2 protein-coding genes are annotated in these 2,659 nt (G+C 55.6%); both read left to right on the forward strand.

The genetic code is table 11. From position 1 onward, the window contains the following. On the forward strand, positions 1-1,712 hold a 1,712-nt coding region (locus tag AB1772_13300; GenBank protein MEW5797315.1), incomplete at its 5' end, for a T9SS type A sorting domain-containing protein. A 276-nt stretch (positions 1,713-1,988) separates the two neighbouring features. Then, positions 1,989-2,659, forward strand: a 671-nt coding sequence (locus AB1772_13305) for a hypothetical protein (protein ID MEW5797316.1), incomplete at its 3' end; no start/stop codon positions are given.

Raw genomic sequence — 2,659 nt, forward strand, 5'->3', positions numbered from 1 at the left:
CCGGATCTAATCTCATCTGCAAGTACGATGTGGTTGCCAGAGTCGAAACCAGCGTCGACTGCGGCGGCGCCATGGGTATTGCGGTCGACGAAACCAGCGGCTTCGTCTATATTACCGGCGGCGGGTGGTACGGTGCCGGCGGCGGCACTATGCAGGTGTGGAACTGCAGCACGACGCCGTTCGCAATGATTCAGCAGACTTTTGATCTGGGCAATCCGGCAGGCATTGCCATCGCCAACGTCAGTTACAATCCGCTTAATCTGGCGAAAAACGATGTCGTGCAGGGAGTAGGCGTTCCTATAGGCCAGAATTTCACCTACCGGATAAACTTTGACAACTTTGACAACGCTTTCGACGTCACGGGGGTGACAGTCCGGGACACGATGCCTGCGGAGCTGGACTTTGTTTCCGAGACCGTGGGCGGAGTGCCGGGAACCGGAGTATTCGATCCAGTTTCCAATACGGTGACTTGGGAGATTGGAACGATCTTGGCTGGACAGGCTGGCCCACTTATTGAGTTAGTCGTGAGAATCAATTCGAATGCGGTGCCAGGAACGACTATCACGAACTTCGCCACCATAGACAGCGACCAAACTCCTCCCACAACTGAGACGGGCGATGACCCTGACGATCCCACCGGTACGCCCGGCACTGTAGTTCTTCCGCCTACCAACGGATCTATCTTCGGCCAAGTAACCCTGAATGGCGGCGGCTTGCACGGGGTAGTAGTGAGCCTCATGCGGGACGGCTCTCCGGCCGGTGCTCAAGCGACCGATGAGTTCGGCGATTACGAGTTCGGCGATCTGCCCGGCGGTGATTACGTGGTTGAAGTCCAGGTCCCGCTGGGTATGAGCCCAGTCGGCGAATCGGTCGTGCCGGTGAAGGTAGCGACTGCGCCGGTAGAGGTAAACTTCGCGCTGACCAACGTTGCCACCAACAAAGTGTGTGACATCTGGTGGTGGAAACTGCGGCTGCAGGCGATCAAGGACGGCATAATCATCAGGGGTATGCCGACCAGGACTGATTTCGACAGGTACGGACGTTTGATCTTCGACCATTTCTACAATCGTATCGATGGTTTCGAAATTCAGATACTTGACGTCACGTATGCGTCTGGTCCGCGGGCGATGACATTCGATGATTTCTACGACTTCATGTTCAGGCAGCCTTACGATCCGTCGTATGAGGCAAAATCCGAGCGGGCCATGCTCACGTGTTTGTTGAACATAGCCTCGGGTCGTCAGAGCCAGTTGAAGGTGGTAACGGCCGACGGCGCAACGGCGAGCCAGGCGCTCACGTATTTCGCTGGCTTGTACATGGCCGGCGGTACCGCGAACTGCTATGCGGTCTATGTAAATCTTCAGAAAATGTACTTGATGAAGCTGATTCCCGCGGGCATTGTACCGTTAGGGACGCCGAATATCATGTACAAAGAAGAATTGGCGTTGCCGTCCGAATTCGCGTTGGAGCAGAACTACCCCAACCCGTTCAACCCAACAACGACAATCGGCTTCAGCCTGCCGGTTGCGTGCCAGTATCGTCTGACCATAATCAACGTCGCCGGTCAGACGGTTGCCGAGTACAGCGGCTGGCATGAGGCGGGTGACGCGTCTGTGGTGTGGGATGCCAGTCGGCATCCGTCTGGCGTTTATCTGTATCGCCTGACTCCAGACAGGTTTACTGACAGCAAGAAGATGCTGTTGATCAAATAACCGAGTCATCGTTATTAAACGAAAGGGACAGGTCAATCTGACCTGTCCCTTTCCTGTTTGTTGGCTTGCGCCAGTTGCCGGGATCCGCGGGGATTACAATAACGTAGCGACACCCTTTAACCCCCTCCAGTCGCCTTCCAATACCTTGACCTTCGACAGCGAATAGAGTTAATTTCGCTTTGGGCCGGAAGAAACACCGCAAAGTGAATCGATCACTTTGCCGTCAAAACCAACCGCAGTCATAACGTGGTCTCGTTGCCGTTAAGGAAGATGCAGATGAAAACCAGCAAGCCTGCCAAAAAGAAAACCGAGCCTAAGAAGAATTCAGGCCGACGTCAACCCAGCAGCGAAGGCGAAAACCCACTTCAGTCGTTGCGGGCATTAGAACGTCATCTTGCCGGCATTGCACGCTCAGGCAGGCGGAGCAGCACGGCCCTGGACCAGGCCCAGGAACTGATATACGAAGCCTGGGAGGCCCCCACCGTCAACGGCACCGCAGCCCTCGCTATGGAAGCGCTTAGCATTTCCATGGATTGCGCCGATGCGTACAACATACTGGCTGAGTTGATTCCGGAAACGGAGGAGGAGGCCATCAGGATTTACGAGATGGCGGTTGAGGCGGGTGAACGGGCGCTCGGTAAGAAAGCATTCAAACAAAACGTCGGTTACTTTTGGGGGCTGATCGAAACCCGTCCGTACATGCGCGCCCGCGCCGGCCTGGCACAAACACTATGGGTGGCCGGGGCAAAAGAAGAAGCTGCCGGGCACTATCGGGAACTCCTGCGTCTCAACCCTAATGACAACCAGGGCATCCGGTACCTAGTCCTGCCGTGTCTGATTGAGTTGAATCTCGATGAAGAGGCCGAGAGCCTCATGAAGCAGTTCGAGGGAGACTGCATGGCCATCTGGCTGTACTCTCGTGCGCTGCTTGATTTCCGCAAACTCGG

This window comes from Candidatus Zixiibacteriota bacterium, assembly GCA_040752815.1.
GTDB lineage: Bacteria > Zixibacteria > MSB-5A5 > GN15 > FEB-12 > JAGGTI01.